This window comes from Acidaminococcus sp. BV3L6 (genome assembly GCF_000468835.1).
Lineage (GTDB): Bacteria > Bacillota > Negativicutes > Acidaminococcales > Acidaminococcaceae > Acidaminococcus > Acidaminococcus intestini.
This window is the reverse complement of the sequence record NZ_AWUR01000014.1, coordinates 1-16693: the sequence shown is the minus strand read 5'-3', so window position 1 is coordinate 16693 and position 16693 is coordinate 1. Positions and strand designations below refer to the sequence as shown.

General features: G+C 48.6%; 15 protein-coding genes and 1 pseudogene. 12 read left to right on the top strand and 4 right to left on the bottom strand.

Going from position 1 to position 16693, the window contains the following annotated elements:
* Positions 1-144: 144 nt before the first annotated feature.
* The 6 genes and pseudogenes from HMPREF1246_RS03325 to HMPREF1246_RS03295 all read left to right on the top strand — a co-directional run bounded on the left by HMPREF1246_RS03325 (position 145) and on the right by HMPREF1246_RS03295 (position 7990).
* Positions 145-1745 (top strand): annotated as a pseudogene (locus tag HMPREF1246_RS03325) (AbgT family transporter).
* Between the two features lie 179 nt (positions 1746-1924).
* Positions 1925-3514 (top strand): AbgT family transporter, encoded by a 1590-nt coding sequence (locus HMPREF1246_RS03315; protein ID WP_021736699.1) that lies wholly within the window; start codon positions 1925-1927, stop codon positions 3512-3514.
* Between the two features lie 45 nt (positions 3515-3559).
* The gene (locus tag HMPREF1246_RS03310; RefSeq protein ID WP_021736697.1) at positions 3560-4666 is read left to right on the top strand and encodes an amidohydrolase family protein; all 1107 of its coding nucleotides are present in this window, start codon (positions 3560-3562) and stop codon (positions 4664-4666) included.
* A 266-nt stretch (positions 4667-4932) separates the two neighbouring features.
* Entirely contained in the window at positions 4933-5916 is a 984-nt protein-coding gene (locus HMPREF1246_RS03305) for an ABC transporter substrate-binding protein (RefSeq protein ID WP_021736690.1), read from the top strand.
* Positions 5917-5933: 17 nt separating this feature from the next.
* Positions 5934-6794 carry a proline/glycine betaine ABC transporter permease gene (locus tag HMPREF1246_RS03300; protein WP_021736685.1) on the top strand — a complete coding sequence of 287 codons (861 nt, stop codon included), beginning with the start codon at positions 5934-5936 and terminating at the stop codon, positions 6792-6794.
* Positions 6791-7990, top strand: coding sequence for a glycine betaine/L-proline ABC transporter ATP-binding protein (locus tag HMPREF1246_RS03295; protein WP_021736692.1), 1200 nt, complete (start codon positions 6791-6793; stop codon positions 7988-7990). The genes HMPREF1246_RS03300 and HMPREF1246_RS03295 overlap by 4 nt, the downstream gene beginning before the upstream one ends.
* A 42-nt stretch (positions 7991-8032) precedes the next feature.
* Here HMPREF1246_RS03295 and HMPREF1246_RS03290 read toward each other — a convergent pair whose 3' ends face one another.
* Positions 8033-8878: a LysR family transcriptional regulator gene (locus tag HMPREF1246_RS03290; RefSeq protein ID WP_021736688.1), complete on the bottom strand. Its 846-nt coding sequence runs from the start codon at positions 8876-8878 to the stop codon at positions 8033-8035.
* Positions 8879-9029: 151 nt separating this feature from the next.
* Here HMPREF1246_RS03290 and HMPREF1246_RS03285 point away from each other — a divergent pair, with 151 nt between their 5' ends.
* Complete coding sequence (locus HMPREF1246_RS03285; RefSeq protein ID WP_016459535.1) at positions 9030-9881, top strand: aldo/keto reductase; 852 nt, start codon at positions 9030-9032, stop codon at positions 9879-9881.
* A 126-nt stretch (positions 9882-10007) separates the two neighbouring features.
* Here HMPREF1246_RS03285 and HMPREF1246_RS03280 read toward each other — a convergent pair whose 3' ends face one another.
* Positions 10008-11225, bottom strand: a complete 1218-nt coding sequence (locus tag HMPREF1246_RS03280) for an iron-containing alcohol dehydrogenase (RefSeq protein ID WP_021736693.1) — start codon at positions 11223-11225, stop codon at positions 10008-10010.
* Between the two features lie 328 nt (positions 11226-11553).
* Here HMPREF1246_RS03280 and HMPREF1246_RS03275 point away from each other — a divergent pair, with 328 nt between their 5' ends.
* From HMPREF1246_RS03275 to phoU, 5 genes are read left to right on the top strand one after another with little or no spacing between them, the layout of a single operon-like run.
* Complete coding sequence (locus tag HMPREF1246_RS03275) at positions 11554-12456, top strand: phosphate ABC transporter substrate-binding protein (RefSeq protein WP_009016106.1); 903 nt, start codon at positions 11554-11556, stop codon at positions 12454-12456.
* 37 nt (positions 12457-12493) lie between these two features.
* Positions 12494-13420, top strand: a complete 927-nt coding sequence (pstC, locus tag HMPREF1246_RS03270; RefSeq protein ID WP_009016105.1) for a phosphate ABC transporter permease subunit PstC — start codon at positions 12494-12496, stop codon at positions 13418-13420.
* Complete coding sequence (locus tag HMPREF1246_RS03265; protein ID WP_021736695.1) at positions 13417-14337, top strand: PstA family ABC transporter permease; 921 nt, start codon at positions 13417-13419, stop codon at positions 14335-14337. Before pstC ends, HMPREF1246_RS03265 begins: the two co-directional genes overlap by 4 nt.
* A gap of 3 nt (positions 14338-14340) precedes the next feature.
* Complete coding sequence (gene pstB, locus HMPREF1246_RS03260) at positions 14341-15117, top strand: phosphate ABC transporter ATP-binding protein PstB (protein ID WP_021736691.1); 777 nt, start codon at positions 14341-14343, stop codon at positions 15115-15117.
* 20 nt (positions 15118-15137) lie between these two features.
* The gene (gene phoU / locus HMPREF1246_RS03255) at positions 15138-15803 is read left to right on the top strand and encodes a phosphate signaling complex protein PhoU (protein WP_014128421.1); all 666 of its coding nucleotides are present in this window, start codon (positions 15138-15140) and stop codon (positions 15801-15803) included.
* Between the two features lie 164 nt (positions 15804-15967).
* On the opposite strand, the gene HMPREF1246_RS03250 is transcribed toward phoU, so the two are convergent.
* Both HMPREF1246_RS03250 and HMPREF1246_RS03245 read right to left on the bottom strand, forming a co-directional pair.
* Positions 15968-16288, bottom strand: a complete 321-nt coding sequence (locus HMPREF1246_RS03250; protein ID WP_009016101.1) for a branched-chain amino acid transporter permease — start codon at positions 16286-16288, stop codon at positions 15968-15970.
* Positions 16285-16693, bottom strand: a 409-nt coding sequence (locus HMPREF1246_RS03245) for an AzlC family ABC transporter permease (protein ID WP_021736694.1), incomplete at its 5' end; no start/stop codon positions are given. The genes HMPREF1246_RS03245 and HMPREF1246_RS03250, both read right to left, overlap by 4 nt.

Sequence of the window (16693 nt, the reverse complement as noted above, 5' to 3'; positions counted from 1 at the left end):
TCATTTTTCTCAAAGCGCCGTTTTTTCTATCGAAGGGGACAGCAACGGTCAAACCAGCCGCGGCTCGGATAGACGGCTTAAAAATCCGGCAGGCGCTTTTAGCAGGAACGGAACCCAATTAAACAAAAGGAGGCAATAAATCGCATGCAACCATCTGTCAGAAAGAAATCGTGGATGAATCGATTCATCGACACCATTGAGTATTGGGGAAATAAATTGCCCCATCCTTTTATCCTTTTTGGGATGCTCGTCGTCATTACCCTTATTGGGTCCTGGATCTTATCCCAGGCTGGCTGCAGCATAACCTATATGGCAGCTTCACGAACCCCAGGGGAACCGGAAAAGGAAGTGACCATTGCCGTTACCAATCTGCTATCCGGAGAAAACCTGCGTTACCTGATTACGAAATATCCTGATATTTTTATTGGATATCCACCTATGAAACTTGTTCTTGTGATGATGGCGGCAACGGCCTTTATCGAAAAGACCGGTTTCTTTGGGACTTTTATGAAAAAGTATCTGCTCCGCGCGCCTCGGAGCCTCGTGACTTTTGCTGTTGTCTTTGTCGGCGTCAACTCCAATTTGATGAGTGATGCCGGGACCCTTTTTGCCTTGACCATGGGGGAATTATTTTTGCTGCTTTGGGCCGAAATCCCCTGATTGGTGTTATTCTTGGTTGGGCAAGTTCGAGCGGCGGTTTTACGGCAAATCTCTTCCTTGCTGGGACGGATGCTCTGCTTGCAGGCATAACGGAAGGTGTCGTCAAGGAGATGGGCGTTGCAGTCGATATCAATCCAGCCATGAACTACTTCTTTATGGCTTCAGCGACCTTCTTCCTTTCTGTGACGCTTACCCTTTTTACGGAAAAGGTTGTCTGCCGTATGGTCGGTGATGGGGATGGAAAGGTCAATATGGCTTTACTTGAGGAACATAAACTGACGGCGGATCAGGAAAAAGGACTGCGTTGGGCTTTTTATGGATTTCTCTTCTTCCTTGCTGTTATGGCAGCCCTTACCGTTCCTTCCTGGGCCATCCTGCGCAATGCAAAGGGTGGTTTCCTGCCGAAATCACCGTTCTTTGCTGGCATCATCACACTTATTGCTTTCTTCTTTGTTTCCACGGGCCTGCCTTATGGTGTGGCAACAGGGGAAATCAAGAAGTGGAAGGATATTCCCCGCCTTGTTTCCGCCGGTCTGCGGGAAGCGATTCCCCTTTTGACGACGACCATGATGGCAGCGGTCTTCATCGATATGATGAATAAATCCAATATCTTTAAAATGGTTGCTGTAGCTGGTGCAGAAGCTCTGCGTGGAGCCAATATCGGTCTTTTGCCGCTTTGTTTGATGATCATTGTCGTGACCACCATCATCAACCCGTTCATGACAAGCGGTTCCTCCAAGTGGCTCATCATCGCACCCATGATTGTTCCTATGTTCACCATGCTGAATGTGCATCCTGCTTATGCCCAGCTTGCGTATCGCATTGGTGACTCAGCTACGAATATCTGTTCCCCTCTGCAGGAACTTCTGCCCGTAATCATTGGCATGCTGACACAATACCAGGAAGAAGGGAAAATCCCTCTGCGTCCAGGTGAAACGGAACATCGCAAGATTGGGATTGGTACGATTTTTTCCTTGACTATTCCCTATGCCATGGTCATCCTTCTGACCATGACGGCTATGCTCATTGTTTGGCTCACCTTTGGTCTTCCCATTGGACCTGGCATTCCTATGCATATTCAGTAACGTTCCGGCTTCCTTGATTTTGTCCCCCTAAAGAAGGCATCAGACTAAGATGGAAAATCCCCTGGCAGCTAATCAGCTGCTGGGGGATTTGTAGAATCAGTAGAAATTCATCGCGATGAATATCCTTCTGGAGAGGCTTCTGGTTGAGGCTTCCTTTTTCTAAACGGAGAATAATCCTCATGAAAACAAAGAAAACCTTCCTCAATCGATTTATTGATACCATCGAGTATTGGGGCAACAAATTACCCCATCCTTTTATGCTCTTTGGCGGTATGCTCCTTGTTACTTTATTCATTTCCTGGCTTCTTGCCCGTATGGGTGTCAGTATCTCCTATATGAGTGCATCAAAGATTCCCGGTGAACCGGAAAAGCTTGTGACAGTTGCTGTTGTTAATCTTCTTTCTGGAGATAACCTGCGTTACATCATCATAAAATTCCCGGAAATCTTTGTTTCTTATCCACCGCTTAAATTGGTCCTTGTCATGATGGCTGCCAGTGCCTTCATTGAAAAAACGGGCTTTTTTGAGACCTTCATGAAAAAATATCTGCTCAAGGCACCACGCAGTCTCATTACTTTTGCTGTCGTCTTTGTGGGAATCAATGCCAATCTGATGAGTGACGCGGGGACGATTTTTTCCTTTACCATGGGCGGTGTCATCTTTGCCGCCTTGGGACGCAATCCTCTTATTGGGGTCATCCTTGGCTATGCGAGCGCCAGCGGCGGTTTTACAGCCAACCTCTTTCTTGCCGGGACGGATGCACTGCTCGCGGGGATAACAGAAAGCATTGTCAAGGAAATGGGACTTTCTGTACCCATTAATCCCGCGGTCAACTATTTTTTCATGGCGGCAGCCACTTTTGTTCTTTCCGTGACCATGACCATTTTTACCGAAAAAGTCGTTTGCCGTATGGTGGGCGATGGGGATGGGAACCTTGATGAGAGCCTCATCGCAAAACATCGCCTTACGGAAGATCAGGAAAAAGGACTGCGCTGGGCTTTTTATGGCTTCCTTTTCTTCCTTTTCATTATGGGACTTCTCACGATTCCAGAGGGAGCACTCCTGCGTAATGCCAAAGGGGGATTTCTTCCAAAATCCCCACTCTTTGAGGGCATCATCGTCATTATAGGCTTTGCTTTTGTGGCAACGGGAATTCCTTATGCGGCAGCAACAGGAACAATCAAGGAGATGCGAGATATTCCCCGTCTGGTATCAGCCGGGCTGCAGCAAGCCATTCCTCTTTTGACAACAACCTTGATTGCTTCCCTTTTTATCGATATGATGAATAAGTCCAATATATTCAAGGTTGTCGCCATTGTTGGAGCTGAAATCCTCAAAGGGGCCGATGTGGGGCTTATTCCTTTGTGCCTAATGATTGTTGTTGTGACAGCCATTATCAATCCTTTCATGACCAGTGGATCATCTAAATGGCTCCTTATTGCCCCCATGATTGTGCCCATGTTCACCCTCCTCAATGTCCATCCTGCCTATGCCCAGCTGGCCTTTCGCATTGGGGATTCGTGCACCAATATTTGTTCGCCCCTTCATTCCGCCCTGCCCATCATTATAGGACTCCTCACGGAATATCAAGCCGAAGGGAAGATTCCTTTGCGTCCCGGCGAGACGATGCAGCGGGAACTGGGGATTGGAACCATTTTCTCTCTTACGATTCCATATTCCCTGGTTCTCCTATCAACCATGACGGTCATGCTGGTTCTTTGGCTGCTGCTTGATCTGCCTATCGGGCCAGGGGTTTCCATGTATCTGTGATTTTTGTGCTATACTGAAAGAAAACTCAATGAAGGAGGAACAGCAATGCTGATCAAAAATGCTCATGTACTCAGTCCCCATGTGACAGAGGGGTTCTATGATATTAGGGTCCTTGACGGAAAAATTGCCGAAGTGGGGGAGAGCCTTTCGGCAGAAGGTGAATCCGTTCGGGATGCTGGCGGGGCCTATGTGACGCCTGGATTCATTGATGCCCACACACATCTTGGACTCAAAGCAGATTCGCTGGGTGAATTTTACGCTGATCATAATGAAAAGAAGATGATTCTTTCACCAGAGATGCGTGCCATTGATGCCATCAATCCTCTTGACCGGACCTTTGAGGAGGCGCGAAATGCCGGGATTACGTGCTGCGCAAGCGGCCCTGGTTCGCTTAATGTGATCGGCGGTCAGTATGCTGCCATCAAGACGCGGGGCAAGATCATTGACGAGATGGTCCTTGATCCTTATTTTGCCATGAAATGCGCCTTGGGGGAAAATCCTAAAAAGGGATATGAAACAACTCGTATGGGGATTGCGGCAACACTTCGGGAATTTCTCCTTACTGCCAAAGTTTATGCGGAAACGCCTGTCCGTGATTATGACCGGAAACTGGAACCCATGGTGCCTGTCATGCGTGGCGAAAAACCGCTTAAGATTCATTGCCATGAGGCCCTTGATATTGTGACGGCTATCCGCATTTGTGATGAATTTCATTTACGGTTTACCTTGGACCATGTGACAAGCGGGACGGATATCTTGGAATTTTTGCGCAAACGTCCGGAGATCCCTCTTCTTGTAGGGCCCAGCCTGGGAAGCCGCGGCAAGGTGGAACTTCACGGGAAGGGATTTGACAGTGTAGCTGCGTTAGCAGAAGGCCGTGATATCTGCATCATTACGGATGCTCCCGTGATTCCCCTGCAGTATTTGCCTGTTTGCGTTGGCCTTGCCATCAGCAAGGGCATGGCCTATGAAAAAGCTCTTGCAGCGGTCACCATCAATGCGGCCCGCGTCATGGGCGTTGATCAGCGGGTTGGGAGCCTAGAAAAAGGAAAGGATGCCGATTTGGTCCTTTTCAAGGATAAACCTTTTGTCACGATTCAAGATCCTTTGGCTGTTATGATGGACGGAATTTTTCTTGACGACTCTAATTAAAAAGAAGCAATTTATGAACCTCTCCTATCAACTTTGATAGGGGAGGCTTTCTTTTTACTGAAAAGGATGATTTGTGTACAGATAATAATGATAATGGGAATAAAATCGGATGTGTTTGAACGGATATACAAGATAAATTATACTTACACAAATATGTATCATTTTATGAACAAATTGTAAAATATTTGACGGAGTATTTAGCAACATGTTAAATTAATATTGTGAACAAATATTTTGAATAAATATACTGAAGAAAGGATGGTTTCATGAAAGCATTCAAGTCGATGATCCTTACTGCTTTTCTTGTTTTGCTGGGAATTCTATCAGGGTGTTCCCCTGACGAAAAGCGGCCTGTTGTCTTTGCAGATCCTGGATGGGATAGTGTCCGGTTCCATAACGCTGTGGCTCAGCTCGTTGCTGAAAAGGTCTATGGACTCAAGACGGAAATCCTTTATGGCTCCACGCCCATCACGCAGGCCGCCCTTGTACGCGGCGATGCAGATGTCAATATGGAGCTGTGGACGGATAACGTTCCCACTTATGAAGCAGATAAGGCCGCCGGCGGGATTGTGGATCTGGGCGTCAACTATGATGATAACCGCCAAGGGTTTTATGTCCCGCGCTACGTCATTGAAGGTGATGCCGAACGCGGTATTGCCCCTATGGCGCCGGACCTGAAATCCGTCAAGGATCTGAGCCGCTATGCGGCGCTCTTTAAGGATGAGGAAGATCCCGCGAAAGGACGCTTATATGGTGCCATCCCAGGATGGAATATCGATGCCATCCTCTATAAGAAGTATGAAGTCTATGGGCTTAATCAGAACTATATCTATTTTCGGCCTGGCAGCGAAGCTACGCTTTCTACGGCTTTTTTGACTGCCTACGAGAAAGGGCTTCCTGTTGTTGGGTATCAATGGGAACCTACTTGGCTTTCCGGTAAACTTGACCTTGTATTGCTTGAAGACGCCCCTTATGAGAAGGCCGCCTTTGAAGAGGGCCTTACGGAAGCCCCTGCCGTGAAGGTTGTGATTGCGGCCAATTCTCGTTTCCCCAAACGGGAGCCGGAGTTTTCAAAGTTCCTTAGCCGCTACCATACGTCAAGTACCCTTACGGCAGAAGCCTTGGCTCATATGGCGGATACAAAGGCTTCCTATGAGGAAACGGCCCGCTGGTTCCTCAAAAAACATGGGGAACTTGTTGATGCTTGGCTGACGCCAGAAGACGCAGCCAAACTGAGGGAAGCACTTTAACTGGGAAAGGAGCCCTTATGATCAATTATCTCACAACGTTTCCGAACCTTCGCATCAATGTGGCTGAGCCCGTCGATGCTTTTGTCCGTTATATCAACATTCATTATGGAGAATTCTTCGTCTCCTTCAAGCGTCTCATTGGTATCTTTGTTGGGGCCCTTAACAGCGGACTTGACGCAATTCCTTGGTGGATCTTGATTCTTGCCGTGACCTATGGCGGCGGCAGATTGATGAATAGTTACCGCAAAGGCGCTTTTTTTGGCGGGCTGCTCTTTTTTATCGGTCTTTTGGGTTACTGGCAGATGATGTGTGAAACCCTTTCCATTGTCCTTGCGGCTGTGTTCTTTTCCCTTTTGATTGGTCTTCCCATTGGCGTCCTCCTTGCCTCCATCAAACGGGCCGATCCTTTGATTCGGCCTTTTCTTGATGCCATGCAGACCATGCCGACCTTTGTTTATATGATTCCCGCAGTCATGCTCCTGGGGCCAGGAAAGGTGCCTGCCGTCCTTGCAACCGTTGTATATGCAGTTGTTCCTGTCATTCGGCTGACCAGTCATGGAATCAAGCAAGTCGATCCAGAAGTAGTCGAAGCGTCTCGTTCATTTGGGGCCTCACGCTTCCAGACCCTCGTCAAGGTGCAGATCCCTCAGGCCCTGCCTACGATCATGACGGGTATCAATCAGACCATGATGATGGCGGTTGCTATGGTCGTTACAAGTTCCATGATCGGTGCCAACGGCCTTGGTATGGAAGTCCTCATCGCCATCAACCGTATGGAATCAGGTCGTGGTCTGTCGGCAGGACTCAGTATCGTCATCATTGCGATCCTGCTTGACCGTCTGACCCAAAGCGTGATTCGGAAGGAGGAATCCCAATGACACAAACGCCCATTCTCGAGGTCCGGCACCTCTACAAAATCTTTGCCCCTCTGGATTTTCGCGGTGAAAAGAAAATGGCCTATAAGCTATTGGAACTTGGGGCTACAAGACAGGATGTCCTTGAAGCAACCGGGATGACGGCGGCTGTGACGGACGTGTCCTTTCGGGTGGGAAAAGGAGAAATCTTTGTACTTATAGGGCTGTCTGGCAGCGGCAAATCGACCCTTGTGCGCTGCCTCAATATGCTGCATCGGCCCAGCCGGGGAGAAGTCCTCATTGACGGGGAAGATATCACTGCGTACGATGAAGTAAAACTTCAGAAGCTGCGGCGGACAAAAATTTCCATGGTCTTCCAAAACGGCGGTCTTCTCGCTCATCGGGATGTCATGGGCAATGTGGGCTATGGTCTTGAAATCCGCGGCGTCAAGAAGGCGGAACGGGAGGCCAAGGCTCTTGAAATGATTCGCATGGTGGGTCTTGAAGGGCACGAACGGGAGAGTCTTGATAGTTTGTCCGGCGGGATGCGGCAGCGCGTTGGTATCGCCAGGGCCTTGGCAAGCGACCCGGATATCCTGCTCATGGATGAAGCCTTTTCCGCCCTTGATCCCCTTGTGAAAAATGATCTCCAGTTTGAGCTGCTGCGCATCCAGGAGCAGACGGGAAAGACCATTATCTTCATTACTCATGACATCAATGAGGCATTTAAGTTGGGAAGCCGCGTGGGCATTTTGCGGGACGGACGCATGATCCAGCTTGATACACCGGAAAAAATGCTGAGCGCACCGGCCAATGACTATGTCCGCCGCTTTATTGACAGTGTTGATACAACCAAGGTGCTCACGGTTAAGCACATCATGACCGTTCCCGGTTCGGTCATAAAAAAGACCGACGGCGCCAATGTGGCCCTTAACAGCATGCGCGCGAGCGGCGTTTCAAGTGCCTATGTGGTGAGTGATTATATGCACTTTGACGGAATCATCACCTTGGAAGGAGCCCTTTCCGTGCGGGATGGGAAGAAGACTTTTGAAGAAGCCATCATTCGGGAGGTTCCTTTTGTACGCAATCTTGATGCTCCAGTTTCTTCCATTGTCCCTCTGGCGGCAAAGACGCAGTATCCTCTTGCTGTAGTGGATGAGCATGATGTCTTCCGCGGCATTGTGACAAAGGCCTCCGTCCTGTCTTCCCTTTCCGTCTAAACAAAAACGGGTCTTCCCAAAGGAGGACCCGATTTTTTGTTTTTATTTTTGTTTTAGCCATTTAGTAAAGAGGGGATAGCGTTGGCCCATCTTTTTTGTCATGACAAGAGAGTACTCAATCTGGGCCGATTGGTCCACAATCGGGACAGCCGTCCGATTTTTGAGAGGTTCTTCACTAAGGACACGGTCCGTAATGAAGGAAGGCAGGGAGGAAGCTTTCTCCAGCTCGAAAAAGTCATCTCTCTGTTCTTGGAGCAGGAAACGGGAATGGGGCATTGTTTCCTTGATGAGATCCTTCCAGAACCCGATGTGGGAATAAACAATCATGGCAGTCCCGTCCAAATCGGAAAAAGAAAGGGAGGAGCTTTTTTCCTGGGGATGCCCTTTGGGAAGGTTGAAGTACAGTGATTCCTTGCCGAAGGGGAGAGCGATGAGTGCGCTGTCAGTCGGCTTAAAAGGCAGGATAATGACATTGTATCGCCCATCCCGCAGCCCTTGAAGAAGGGGCTCGGTGCTGCGCAGTTCCGTTGTCAGTGACTGCGATGGATAGAGTTCCGTTGCCAGCCGTACAAAGTCCATGACAGGATAGGGGGCACAGCTTCCCAGTGACAAGGTATGCCTTGAGCGGTCGAGCTGACGGACTTTATCCGTCATGACTTCTATTTCGGAGAGAATCTTTCTTGCTTCCTTTATGGCAAGCAGCCCATTTTCATTGAGGGCAATGTGATTTTTTGACCGCGCAAATAGAATGACACCAAATTCCTTTTCCAAAAGTTTCATGTTCCTTGTCAGTGTCGGCTGTGAGACGTGCAGGATTTCTGCTGTTTTTGAAAGTGTGCCGTACGTTCCAAAGGCAACGAATTGGAAAAGATGCTCAAATTCAATCATACGCACCTCCACTATTTATTTTATAAATACTATTATACTATATTACTAATGTACAAGAAACGGATTTCTCGCTATAGTATAAGAAAGATTGGCATATTCAGCAATCAATTTGAAAAATTATATGATAGAAAATAAGAAAGGTGGAATCCTTATGCAGGAAGTGACCCTTAATCAGGGAATCAAGATGCCCCAACTGGGATTTGGTGTTTTTCAGGTTCCCGACGAAAAAATTTGCAGGGAAAGTGTCCTTATGGCCCTTGAAACTGGGTACCGGCTCATTGATACGGCTGCCGCGTATTTCAACGAAAAAGCTGTTGGAGAGGCAATCAAGGAAAGCGGGATTCCTCGGAATGAGCTCTTTATTACGACGAAACTATGGGTTCAAGATGCTTCTTATGAAAAGGCTAAGGAAGCCCTGAAGGTTTCCCTTGATAAGCTGAACCTTGATTATCTGGATCTTTACTTGATTCATCAGCCCATGGGGGACTATTATGGTGCCTATCGGGCCATGGAAGAGGCGCATGACAAGGGACTTGTTCGAGCTATTGGGGTCTGTAATTTCTATCCTCATATCCTTGCTGATTTTTGTGAGACTGTTCGCGTCATGCCAGCAGTTAACCAAGTCGAGCTGCATCCTTTCTTTCAGCAGGAAAATGCCTTGGCACTTATGAAACACTATGGCGTGAAACCGGAAGCTTGGGGGCCTTTTGCAGAAGGAAAACATGGTCTTTTCACCCATCCGGTCCTAACAGAAATCGGGAAAAAGTATGGCAAGTCCGCCGCCCAGGTGGCTTTGCGCTGGAATCTTGACCGTGGCGTCATCGTCATTCCAAAGTCGACCCATCTGGAACGGATGAAGCAAAATATAGATGTCTTTGATTTTACCCTTTCAGCAGAAGACCGTAGCGCCATTGCAGCCCTTGACCGGGGCCGCAGCGACATTGTGAATCACTTTGATCCCCAATTTGTCCAGGCCCTTCACCAGCTGAAGATCCATGATTGAGTGCCTTACCCACCCTCCCAGATCGATCTTTTTATTTCAACCATTTCATTGCGCGTAAGAAAAGCTCCAGCCCTCTTTAAAGGAGGACTGGAGCTTTTGATGCATCTGAAAGGGGCGCCGTTGGCTTCAAAAATCAATATCCCTATCGTAGTAGCAGGCTTGGAGCAGCTTTTTCAGCTCACTTTCCGTCGGTTTACGGGGATTGGACGAGGTGCAGGCATCTAAAAGGGCGTCTTCGGCAATTTGGGGCAGTCTTTCTTCAAAGACGGCTTCCGGAATGAACCCTTGCTCTGTCGGAAGGGCATCCTTTCCATAGAAACGGATGGCACGGGGAATCCTCAGCTCTTTCTGCGTATTATGAATCCAGTCAATGAGGAGATGGACTTTTTCCTCGTCTGTCGTTCCTCCCAGCTTCATGTAGTCGCAAATGATGGCGTAGCGTTTTTTGGTCGCTTCTTCTTTCGCGTTAAACTGGATAACCTTTGGCAGATACATCGCATTGGCTGCCCCATGGATTAGGTGGGCCCCATAATCAGCAAAGGCTGCTCCTGTTTTATGGGCCATGGAGTGGACAATCCCCAGGAGGGCATTGGAAAAGGCCATCCCAGCAAGGCACTGCGCATCATGCATCTTATCCCTTGCTTCCATGTTGCCTTGGTAAGAGGGAATCAGATATTTTTGAATCATTTCTATGGCATGGATGGCAAGGGCGTCCGTAAATTCACAATGAGCCGTTGACACATAGGCTTCCACGGCGTGAGTAAAGGCATCCATACCAGTATGTGCCACGAGTTTTGGGGGCATGCCATGGGTTAATTCAGGATCGATGATGGCCATGTCCGGTGTAATCTCAAAGTCTGCAATCGGGTACTTGATTCCGCTTTTATAATCGGTGATGATGGAAAAACTGGTCACTTCCGTGGCCGTGCCTGATGTGGACGAAATCGCGATAAAATGGGCTTTGCGCCTTAATTTGGGGAGTCCAAAGACCTTGCGCATTTCATCAAAGGTGATGGATGGGTACTCATATTTGATCCACATGGCTTTTGCGGCATCAATGGGGGAGCCGCCGCCAATGGCGATGATCCAATCAGGACCAAATTCCTGCATGACCTTGGCGCCTTTAAGAACAGTTTCTACTGAAGGATCGGATTCGATACCTTCGTAGATCTTTACTTCCATGCCTGCCTCTTTGAGGTAGGCCTCGGCTTTACCGAGAGAACCGTTCCGACGGCTGGAACCTCCGCCGGTGCAGATTATGGCACGTTTTCCTGTTAAATTTTTAAGGATTTCCATGGAGCCATAGCCATGATAGATATCTCTTGGAAGTGTAAATCGCTGCATAATATGACCTCCTTTTTAGGTTACGGGTTCATCATATCATGGTTCGGATGGATTTCAACTAGTGACACCAAGGGTTCATATTTATGGTGTGAATCTGTAACAAAGTTACCATAAGACCCGCAGTTTTGGCCATGTTCTCAAATCAATTGCCCTTTGCTAAATGGGGTAAGGCTGTCCCATGATGAGGACGTACTTTCGGGCGTGCTTGTTTTTACGAAATTTTTACAGGAAGAAAAGGTCAATCTTTACAGAGGTGGGGTAGGCTATTCATAAAGCAAAACCAATACAGCTCATAAAAAAGATTGGCGTAAGAAAGGATGGATCATTGATGAAAGTAAAAAGCGCGTTAAGAAAAGGATTGCTGATGAGTTTGACAGCTATGATGGTGGTTGGGCTCGCTGGCTGCGGAGGTAAGAAGGCAGCAACGACGGGTGGCGAAAAGGCTCTTTCCGGAAACATTACGGGTTCTGGTTCATCGGCTCTCCTGCCGCTTGTCAAGGATGCAGCAGAAGCCTTCAAGAAGAACCATAAAGATGTATCCATCAGTCTTAATGCTGGGGGAAGCGGCACCGGTCTCAAACAGGTCTCCGAAGGCTCTGTCGATATGGGAAACTCCGATGTTCCGGCTGCATCCAAACTGCCTAAGGATAAAGCAGAAAATCTCCTTGACCACAAGATCTGCGTTATGACCGTTGCGACCATTGTCAATAAGGATGTAGCTGCCACTGTAAAGAACCTGACCAGCCAGCAGCTAAAAGAGATCTTTACGACGAAAATCAAGAATTGGAAAGAAGTCGGCGGTCCGGACGAACCGATTGTCCTGATTACCCGTCCGAAGACTTCCGGTACGCGTGCCCTCTTTACGAAGTATGCATTGGGCGGAGTGGAAGAAGTTTCCAATAAGTCCCTTGAGACGGATAACTCCGGACTCCTGCTCCAGAGTGTTGCCCAGAATAAAGGTGCCATTGGATATGTGGCCCTGCCTTATCTTGTAAAGAATGATACGGTCGCCGCCATAGCTATTGACGGCGTTGCCCCGACCTTGGAAAACACCTACAGCGGTAAGTATAACGTCTTTGGGTTTGAACATATCTACACGGCAAAAGACCCGAAACCGGCGGTCAAAGCTTTCCTCGAATTCATTGGTTCTGCTGATTACGGCAAACGGATTGAAGAACTGGGTTACGGTGTCAGCAGCAAGATAGAGCTGAAGGATCCAGACCACGATTAAGTCCATCTTTCCAGCTTTGAGAAAGGGAGATTTTTCTATGAAGGAAAAAGCGATGCTGCAGCATGCAGCAGCCATCCATCACAGGGAACTCCTTGCAACGACGGGAGTAAAGCTATGCGGGTTTACAGCGGCTTTACTTCCGTTTTGTATAGGCCTGTTCCTTTTTATGCGCGGCAGTGAGACGTTTCTGGTCTTTGGACATTCGTTACAGGAATTTCTTTTCAGTGGGCAGTGGGCCCCTTCTGATACAGCGTCCGGCGGAGGGCAGGTGGGGGCTGCCATGTTTATCTCGGGCTCCCTTGTCATCTGCCTCCTGGCCCTTTTATTTGCCCTTCCAGTCAGTCTTGCGGCGGCCATTTATATGACGGAAATTGCATCCCCTTCGTCACGGCGCCATGTCCAACCTTTTATTGAACTTTTTACGGGGATTCCCTCTGTCATCTATGGCTGGATTGGTCTTACCGTGCTGATTCCTTTTTTACGGAAATTTTTCACGATGCCTTTTGGCTTTTCCGTCCTTTCTGCTTCTTTGGTGCTGGCAACTATGATTTTTCCCGTGATTACTATGATGGCCTCCGATGCCATGATGGCTGTCCCCAAGAGCCTGCGTGATGCAGCCTATGGCCTTGGTGCGACACGTTGGGAGACAATCCGTACCGTTGTTCTTCCTTCTGCCCGAACGGGAATCTTTACAGGGATTGTCCTAGGTCTTGCCCGTGCTTTGGGCGAAGCCCTTGCCGTGGCTATGGTTGTAGGTCAAATGAAGGTTTTCCCAACCTCCCTATTTCTGCCGGCAACGGCCATGACAACGGTCATTGCTTCTGATATGGGAAGTGCCATGGAAGGCGGCGAATATAATGCCGCACTTTGGACGCTGGCGTTGCTGCTCTTTGTCATCTCATTCATCCTGATTTTTATTATCCATCACGTGGGTAAAAAGCGCTTAAAGGGGGCTGACCAATGATTGAAGAAATTCTTTCGTTCCCCCGCCATGATGAGTCCTCTAAGGAAACGGGGCTGAACCGAATCAAGCGAAAAAGAATGATATCGTCCATCATGACCGGCTTTTTTTATGCGGGGGCTTTTGGCGCGGCCTTGCTGCTCACTATCTTTGTTGGTTTTGTTATCGGGCAGGGTTTCTTGTCGGTAAATCCAGATATTCTCGATTCCCTTTCCAGCATCTTTTTCAATACCCTCTATCTTGTGGTCCTGGCCCTGTTTTTCAGCGCCTTATGGGGGATTCCTGCAGGAATCTTTCTTGCAGAATACGCCGGTCATGGTAAATTGACCAAATGGGTCCGGATGGCGATTGAAACCCTCGCGTCCCTTCCATCGATTGTTGTTGGCCTATTTGGTTATCTGGTCTTTATCGTCATGACCGGTTCCCAATGGAACCTGATGGCCGGGGCCCTGTCTGTTTCCATCATGACCTTGCCCATGCTTGCCTCTGTTACGGAGGACGCCCTTGAAGGACTGCCGCCGTTTTATAAATTGGGCAGCCTGGGCCTTGGAGCATCCCGGATGCAGACACTGATCCACGTCGAGCTGCCCGCATGTTTCCCGCGTATCATGACCGGTCTTATCCTCGCTGCTGGCCGTGGTTTTGGGGAAGCGGCCGCCCTGATGTTTACGGCGGGAATGAGCACGGACATCGACTGGTCAAACTGGGATATTTTAAGCCAATCCTGTCCGCTGAACCCGTTTAGGCCGGGTGAAACCTTGGCCCTTCATATTTGGGCACTACGGACGGAAGCGCTTGATCCCAATGCGGCGCAAATCGCAGGGGTCACGAGTGCCATCCTGATGTTGGTCGTTGTTATTTTCAATGCGCTTGCTCGCTATATCAGCTGGCGCATGGAAAAGAAAATGGGAGGAATTTGATCCATGGAAAAACTAGATGCAAGATCGGAGGACCTGACATTTGATATTCAGCACGTGAATCTTTTCTATGGAAAGAATCAAGCTTTGAAGGATATTTCCATGCAGGTCCGCAAAAATGAGATCACTGCTCTTATTGGACCGAGCGGATGCGGGAAATCCACGCTTCTTAAGACACTTAACCGCATGAATGATTTTGTTGAGGGCTGCCGCGTTGAAGGATCCATCAAGTTTGAAGGGCTTGATATCTTTACGGAAATCGATTCCTTGCTCCTGCGTTATCGGGTGGGGATGGTCTTTCAGCAGCCTTCGCCGTTTCCTAAGAGTATATATGATAATGTTGCTTATGGGCCGCGCGTCCAGGGCATTACGAGTCAGTCCGTCCTAGACGGCCTCGTAGAGACAAGTTTAAAGCAAGCTGCCATTTGGGATGAACTCAAGGATCGACTCAACACGAGTGCCTTAGGCCTTTCCGGCGGGCAGCAGCAGCGCCTGTGCATTGCAAGGACACTTGCCGCGCAGCCTTCCGTGATCCTTATGGATGAACCAACAAGTGCCCTAGATCCGATTTCTACCCAGAAAATCGAGGATCTTGCCTTGGAACTTAAGCGACAATATACGATTGTCATCGTGACCCATAATATGCAGCAGGCCAAACGGATTTCCGACCGAACAGCGTTTTTCTACTTGGGTGAATTGGTGGAAATGGACCGAACCGAAAAACTCTTTACCAATCCTAACGAACCTCGTACGGAATCTTACATTACGGGCCGGTTCGGTTGATGCCAAAAGGAGGAATAAACATGCGGGATGCCTATGTAGAGTCCCTTGAAGAAATGCACAAAGATGTGGAAAAGCTCATTTGCGCGCTCAAGGATACAGTCAAAAGGACGGGGCAAGCCATGCTCAGCATGGATGTCGATATGGCACGGGAAATCCGTGATGGTGATGAGGCCTTTGATAACATGATCCGTGATATCATGCACAAAGACCTCAATATCCAGGTCCTGCAGTCACCCGTTGCCGGTGATTGGCGGGGTCTTGTCGGAACCTTCAAGATCCTAGGGGATATGGAACGGATTGCAGATCATTGTTCCGATATCAGCAGCTATGTGCTGCGTATTGCGGGAATGAAAAATCCCCTTCCACTGCCGAAAGGGGTCGATCATCTCTATGAAGATATGGAGGGTCTTGTCACGACGGCCTTTGACTGTTACCTAAGTGGGGATTCCAAGACCGCGGAACTGATCAAGGATAAGGATGATGTTGTCGATGCCCACTTCAACCAATTGCTTTATGATCTTTCCAATAAAATCGAGAACCAGGAAGACCGGTTAAGTACGGGTGCCTATGTGGATTACGTGCTCATCATCAAATATATCGAGCGCATGGCGGACCATGGAACCAATATTGGTGAGTGGGTCGTCTATCAAAAAAATAATGAATTGCCTGGACGGCCGAATCTATAATTTGGAGATCCGGATGTGGGGAAGAAAAGGGCTCGGGTGATGGAGCCCTTTTTTGCTGTCTCTAACAAGTAGGAAAACGTTCTTTGCCTTCGTTCATCCTTTCTAAATCGCGGGACTATTACGATTTCATTGATGTGAGCAAAATCCGTGCAGCGAGCAGATTGTCAGAGCCTAATCAGCACCATGTAACAAACCGTTCCAACGACCATGGAAAGCATCATGCTGCGCTTTTTGAGCTGCAGGAAAACGGTGACGGCTGACGCACATAATTCTGGCAGTCCGTAGGGCGAAACAAGAAAGGTGATATGGCGCAGGCAGTAGACGCAAAGCATGGCAAAAATGGCGGGTGGCAGGGCCTTTCCCAGATAAGTCATGAAAGGCGGTGTGGGGCGCCTAGATGAAAAGACAAAGAAAGGAAGAAAGCGGGTCAGGATGGTTGCCGCGGCACAGACGCCAATCGTAATGGCTTCTTCAAAAAAGGTCATGAAGGAAAGCCTCCTTTTTGGGTAATTCGTTTGCGCAGGCCCGTTACGAGAATGAGAATCACGATCATGGTGGGAATCAGGAAGTGGTTGGGACCAAATAGAAGCCTGCAGATTACGGCAGAGCAAAGTCCGATGGATGCGGTGAGCGGCGTTTTTTGCTGGCGAACCTGTTCAACAAAAATGACAATGAACATGCTTGTCATGACAAAGTCAATACCTTTTGTGTCATAGGGAACGAGGGAACCAAAAATGCCGCCAAGGGCTGCGCTTGTAAACCAGTACGTGTAGTCAAGCAGCGTAACAAAAAGCATGAACCAGCCTGGGTCAACGTCGGGATGGGGCTTTTTGGCAAAGATCAGGGCGAAGGTTTCATCACACATGCCGTAGATCAGAAACGGTTTTTGG